This is a genomic window from Kitasatospora sp. NPDC057542, assembly GCF_042801945.1.
In the GTDB taxonomy this organism is placed as follows: Bacteria; Actinomycetota; Actinomycetes; order Streptomycetales; family Streptomycetaceae; genus Kitasatospora.
Genome location: NZ_JBHVFE010000559.1, coordinates 1 through 5,290, shown reverse-complemented (window position 1 = coordinate 5,290; position 5,290 = coordinate 1). Strand labels below are relative to the sequence as shown.

The window sequence follows — 5,290 nt, the reverse complement described above, 5'->3', positions numbered from 1 at the left end:
GGGCTGAGCGGGCCGGCCCGGCACCCACAGCGGCGCCCGGCCGCCGCGCGGCATGGAACGCGCCGCGTCCCGCTCCAGCCGGCCGGCCACCCGCTCGGGATCGCCCTCGCACAGCTCGACCAGCGCGGCCGCGGCGATCCGGGTGCAGCACAGCACCAGTGCCAGGGTGTCCTGGCGGCGGTGCCGCTCCCGTACGTACGCCTCGCCGCGCTCCTCGACGCGGCGGACGTGGCACGGTCCGTCCTCGGCGGTCAGGGCTTGGACCCCGTGCCACACCAGGGTCAGCGCACAGGGCTCGGCGGGGTGCGCGACACCGTCCCGCTGCGCCTGCTCGCGGGCCTCGGCCGAGCGTCGCCCCAGCCACTCCAGTGCCGCCGGTCCGTCGTCCCGGCAGGAGCGCAGCACCAGCTCCGCGGCCCGGGCCACCACGGCCCGCAGCACCGCCGGCGCGGGCACCCGCAGTCCGGACGCGGGCCCGTCGCCGAACGCCAGCCAGGCATCGGCGAACGAGGCCGCCCGCAGCCCGCCCGCCCAGGCCGGCGCCCCGCCTTCCGCGCTCCGCCAGTCCTGCGTGCCCAGCCGCACCAGCCCCACGGCCGCCAGGCACGCCGCGTCGCCGTCCAGCTCCCGCAGCCATCCACTCCGCACCAGCACACACCCCCGTCAGCGGTTCATCCCCGTGAGGCCTCATCCCACCACACCGGGACGGGAACGAACTAGACAGGGTCACGTCACAATCTGGAAGAGAGCCTTCCGAGCCCCCACGCGGCCGGCGGGCGCCCGGCTCAGGTCACCAGACCGCGCCGGAACGCCTCGCCGACGGCGCCCGCCCGGTCGCGCACCCCGAGCTTGTCGTAGATCCGCAGCAGGTGGGTCTTGACGCTGGCCTCGGTGATGAAGAGCCTGCCGGCGACCTCCTTGTTGGAGGAGCCGTGGGCGACCAGCCGCATCACCTCCAGCTCGCGTGGACTCAGCACGCCGGGGCCGGGCCGTCGCACCCGGTCCATCAGCCGCTTGGTGATGGCGGGGGAGAGCATCGCCTCGCCCCGCGCCGCCACCCGGGCCGCGCGCAGCAGCTCCTCGGTGGGCGCGTCCTTCAGCAGGTAGCCGGTGGCGCCCGCCTCGATCGCGGGCAGCACGTCGTTGTCGGTGTCGAAGGTGGTCAGCACCAGCACCCGGACCTCGGGCGCCGTCTCGCCGAGCCGGTGGATCGCGGTGACACCGTCCATCACCGGCATGCGCAGGTCCATCAGCACCAGGTCGGGCTTCAGCTCGGCGGTCAGGTCGAGCGCCTCGGCGCCGTTGCCGGCCTCGCCGACCACCTCGAACTCGGGGCTGTTGGCGAACGCGCCGCGCAGGCCGTCCCGGACGATCGGGTGGTCGTCCACGATCAGCAGCCGTACGGGGGAGGGCCGTTCGCTCATGCGGCGCCGCCCCGGCGGATCGCGGGCACGCTCGCGTTGACCGCGGTGCCCGAGCCCGGCGCGCTCTCCACGATCAGCGTCCCGAGCACCCGGTCGAGCCGCCGGCGCAGGCCGTCCAGCCCGTAGCCGCTGTCGCCGTCGGCGGGCGGCGGCGCGTCGAGGCCGGTCACGGTGAAGCCGACCCCGTCGTCGTGAACGTCCAGCATGACCGTGTCCTCCAGGTAGGAAATGGTCAGCCTGACCCTACTGGCACCGGCGTGCTTCGCGATGTTCGCGAGCGTCTCCTGGGCGACGCGGAACAGGGCGATCTCGATCTCCGTCAGCAGCGGGACCGGATCGCCGGTGGCCTCCACCGTGGCCGGGACGCCCTCGCGGGCCGACCAGCGCCGGGCGAGGTCCTGGATCGCGTTCGGCAGGTGTGCCTCCTCCAGTTCCGCCGGCCGCAGCGCGGCCACCGAACGCCGGGCCGCGGTGAGGCTCTCCCGGGCCAGCAGCCGGGCCTGTTCGAGGTGCCACTCGCGCTGCTCGGGCCGCGGCAGGGCCTGGTCGGCGGCCTGGAGCTGGGTGACGATGCCGGCCAGCCCCTGGGCGATGGTGTCGTGGATCTCCCGGGCCATCCGCTGCCGTTCGTCCTGGATGCCCGCCTCCCGGGCCTGGATCAGCAGTTGGGCGTGCAGGCCGTTGTTCTCGGCGATCACCGCCTTCAACTCGGCGACCAGGCGCCGTCGTTCCTCGCTCCGCTCGTTGAAGCGGTGCGACAGGTTGCCGAACAGACCGATCAGGCAGGTCTGGAGGCAGACCGAGGCCGCCGCGACGGCGATCCGCTTCGAGGTGTCCGGAATCCCGCCGGGGATCAGGTTGATGAACAGCGAGGTGGCGCCGACGCTGACGAAGGCCCACTGCGGCGGGAGCAGGTCGTAGGCCTGGACGAACCCGATCACGGCGAACACGAAGAAGATCGGGTGCTGCGTCATCAGCAGCGCGGCCAGTACCTGTTGGCCCGCCACGTACGTCAGCATCGGGCCGATGCGGCCCGTCCACGCGGGGGACCGCAGGGTGTACATCGCCAGCGTCCACGCGGCGGTCACCGCGACCAGAGGGAAGACGGTGACGCGCGCGGTGGCCGCGCCCTCCTCGGGCTGCACGACGCACAGCACGGTGGCCACGCCCAGCAGCGCGACGGGGAGGGGGACGAGGAAGCGGCGGAGGTCGGTCGGTTCGTCGCTCTTCATGATGCTGCTCCTCGGCCCCCCGCTGCCGGCCTCCACCGCTCCCCGGCCGCCGGCCGTGCCGGGACCGTACCTGATCACGGACCCCCAGCGTAGGGCCCCTACTCCCAGCGGAAGAGCCGCGTCGCCGCGACACCGAAGACCACCGTGTAGGCGACGAGGACCACCAGTGCCGTCGCGCTGGGGACGTGGCCCTCGGTCACGTCGCCGAAGGCCCGCACGGAGGCGCCGAGTGGGGTGAAGTCACCGATCCTGTTGACCGCGGCGGGCATCGCGTCGCGGGGCACGTAGAGGCCCGCGAAGAACATCAGCGGGAAGAACAACATGCTGCCGGCGCCGGTGGCGGCCTTGGTGGTCTTGAGTACCGAGGCGAGGAACAGCCCGATGGACAGCACCGCGGTGGCCGACAGCAGGAAGGTGAGCACGAAGCCGACCGGGTTGCCCGGCAGCTTGACGTCCCACAACAGGCGCGCGGACGCGAGCACCAGGACGGTGGTGCAGACCGCCACGGTGATCTGGACGACCAGTTGGGCGACCAGCACCCGGGCCGGGCCCACAGGCGTGGTCGACAGCCGGCGCAGGATGCCCTTCTCCCGGTAGCCCACCAGGTAGGTCGGGGTGATGAACAGGCCGGTCATCGCGAAGGCCAGCACCACCGTGACGGGCGTGTAGGAGTCGATGACGCGCCGGCCGAGGTCGGCGTCGGCCTCGCGGGAGGACGGGATGCTGCCGATGATCACCACCAGGGCGACCGGGAACAGCAGGGTCCAGAAGTACGCGGCCGGATCGCGCAGGAAGAGCTTGAACTCCACGGCCGTGAGTCGGTTCATCGCCCGCAAGGGGTCTCCTTCCGAGGGGCCTGGGGCACAGTGTCCGGGGTCCGGAGTCTGTCGGGGCCGGGCGGTCAGTGGGACGGGTGGTCGAAGCGGCGGCCGGTCAGGGCGAGGAACGCGTCCTCCAGACCGGCCGGTTCGGCACGCAGGTCGGCGGCGACGATCCGGTTGCGGGCCAGCGCCGAGGTCACCGCGAACACCAGGTTGCCGGTGCCGGTGACCTCCACCTGCGAGCCGTGCCGCTCCACCGAGGTGACCTCGGGCAGCGAGGTCAGGATGCGGTCGTCGAGCGGGGAGGTCGGACGGAACCGCACCTTCTGCTCGGCGCCCACGCCCGCCACCAGACCGGCCGGGGTGTCCAGTGCGACGATCCTGCCGCCGTCGATCAGGGCCAGCCGGTCGCAGAGCCGCTCGGCCTCCTCCATGAAGTGGGTGACCAGGACGACGGTGACGCCCCGGGCGCGGACCTGCTCGACCAGCTCCCAGGTGTCCCGCCGGGCCGCCGGGTCCAGACCGGTGGTCAGCTCGTCCAGCACGGCGACCTTGGGGTTGCCGACCAGCGCCAGCGCGATCGACAGCCGCTGCTTCTGGCCCCCGGAGAGAGCGGCGAACGGGCTGTCCGCCCTGCCCAGCAGGTCCAGCTCGCCGAGCAGTCCCCGCCAGTCGGCGGGGTCGTCGTAGAACGAGGCGTACAGCTCCATCGCCTCGCCGACCCGCAGCTTGTCCGGCATCTCGCTCTTCTGCAACTGCATGCCCAGGACGCGGTGCAGCTTGGCGGCGTCGTGCCGGGGATCCAGACCGTGCACCGAGATGCTGCCTCCGACCGGCTTGCGCAGCCCGGCGATGCACTCGACCGTCGTGCTCTTCCCGGCCCCGTTGGGACCGAGGATCCCGAAGATCTCCCCCTCCTGCACCTCGAACGAGATGTCGTCCACGACGACCTTCCGGCCGTACTGCATCCGCAGGTTCGAAACGACGATCGCCGGCATGGGCCTGGTCTCCGTTCTCCGAGGTCCCACCAGCCTCCGGCTCGCACCTCCGCGTACGGATCGACCCGGTGATATCCGTACGGTGGAACATCCCGCGATCGAACGGTTGACACCCGCGGTCCCCCGCACGCATCCGCTCGTCGTCGGCGTGCCGGGCCCCGACGCCGCTGCCGTCGTCGCTCGGTGCCGCACTCGCGGATAGTCTGGGCTGCCATGATGCGTGTGTGGACACTGCCGCTGCTGCTCGTCCTCTGCGGCGCGACCGTCGCGGGCGGGCTGGCGTTCAGCGGGAGCCGCGGAGCCGCCGTCCTGTACCTGCTGTTGTTCGCGGGGCTCGCGGCCATGAACTCGCCCCTGGTCTTCCCGAAGTCGCTCGGGGCGGCGGAGGCACAGCGCCGCAGCGCGGCCGACGGCCGGCCGGTGGTGTACTGGCGGCCGGGCTGCAAGTACTGCCTGCGGCTGCGCCTCCGGCTCGGCCGGGCCGCCCGCCGGCTGCACTGGGTCGACATCTGGAGCGACCCGGAGGCGGCAGCGGTGGTGCGGGCGGCCAACGACGGCAACGAGACCGTACCGACCGTCGTCGTGAACGGCCGGCCGCACACCAACCCCGATCCCGCGTGGGTTCGCGGACAGCTCTCCTCCGCCACCTGAGCGGGCAGCGGCCTCTCCTCGCCGTCAGCGATCCGAGGCTCGCAGCCGGCCCGCTCCACCGACCCTCCGACGCCGTACAGTTGATCGGGCTTCAAGCGTCCCGCCCGGCACGGGGAACCCGAGGCGCCGGCACCCGGGGACACCGGAAGGCGGCGCCACCGAGC

6 protein-coding genes are annotated in these 5,290 nt (G+C 72.9%); 1 reads left to right on the top strand and 5 read right to left on the bottom strand.

The annotated features are described in order from the left end of the window. The 5 genes from ACFU7Y_RS39490 to ACFU7Y_RS39470 form a co-directional block, all read right to left on the bottom strand. On the bottom strand, window positions 1-648 hold a 648-nt coding region (locus ACFU7Y_RS39490), incomplete at its 3' end, for a hypothetical protein (protein WP_380771259.1). A 137-nt stretch (window positions 649-785) separates the two neighbouring features. Continuing rightward, window positions 786-1,424, bottom strand: coding sequence for a response regulator transcription factor (locus tag ACFU7Y_RS39485; RefSeq protein WP_224284139.1), 639 nt, complete (start codon window positions 1,422-1,424; stop codon window positions 786-788). Continuing rightward, window positions 1,421-2,656 carry a sensor histidine kinase gene (locus tag ACFU7Y_RS39480; RefSeq protein ID WP_380771258.1) on the bottom strand — a complete coding sequence of 412 codons (1,236 nt, stop codon included), beginning with the start codon at window positions 2,654-2,656 and terminating at the stop codon, window positions 1,421-1,423. Before ACFU7Y_RS39480 ends, ACFU7Y_RS39485 begins: the two co-directional genes overlap by 4 nt. 98 nt (window positions 2,657-2,754) lie before the next feature. Beyond that, a complete protein-coding gene (locus ACFU7Y_RS39475) occupies window positions 2,755-3,483 on the bottom strand; it encodes an ABC transporter permease (protein ID WP_224284141.1) in 729 nt (242 codons plus the stop codon). Window positions 3,484-3,557: 74 nt separating this feature from the next. Next, window positions 3,558-4,475 (bottom strand): ABC transporter ATP-binding protein, encoded by a 918-nt coding sequence (locus tag ACFU7Y_RS39470; RefSeq protein ID WP_380771257.1) that lies wholly within the window; start codon window positions 4,473-4,475, stop codon window positions 3,558-3,560. A 213-nt stretch (window positions 4,476-4,688) separates the two neighbouring features. Here ACFU7Y_RS39470 and ACFU7Y_RS39465 point away from each other — a divergent pair, with 213 nt between their 5' ends. Further along, complete coding sequence (locus ACFU7Y_RS39465) at window positions 4,689-5,126, top strand: glutaredoxin domain-containing protein (protein ID WP_224284143.1); 438 nt, start codon at window positions 4,689-4,691, stop codon at window positions 5,124-5,126. Window positions 5,127-5,290 lie beyond the last annotated feature (164 nt).

Coding starts and splice junctions, on each gene's coding strand:
- ACFU7Y_RS39470 (WP_380771257.1), bottom strand. CDS start 4,475: ATGCCGGCGATCGTCGTTTCGAACCTGCGGATGCAGTACGGCCGGAAG.
- ACFU7Y_RS39465 (WP_224284143.1), top strand. CDS start 4,689: ATGATGCGTGTGTGGACACTGCCGCTGCTGCTCGTCCTCTGCGGCGCG.
- ACFU7Y_RS39485 (WP_224284139.1), bottom strand. CDS start 1,424: ATGAGCGAACGGCCCTCCCCCGTACGGCTGCTGATCGTGGACGACCAC.
- ACFU7Y_RS39480 (WP_380771258.1), bottom strand. CDS start 2,656: ATGAAGAGCGACGAACCGACCGACCTCCGCCGCTTCCTCGTCCCCCTC.
- ACFU7Y_RS39475 (WP_224284141.1), bottom strand. CDS start 3,483: ATGAACCGACTCACGGCCGTGGAGTTCAAGCTCTTCCTGCGCGATCCG.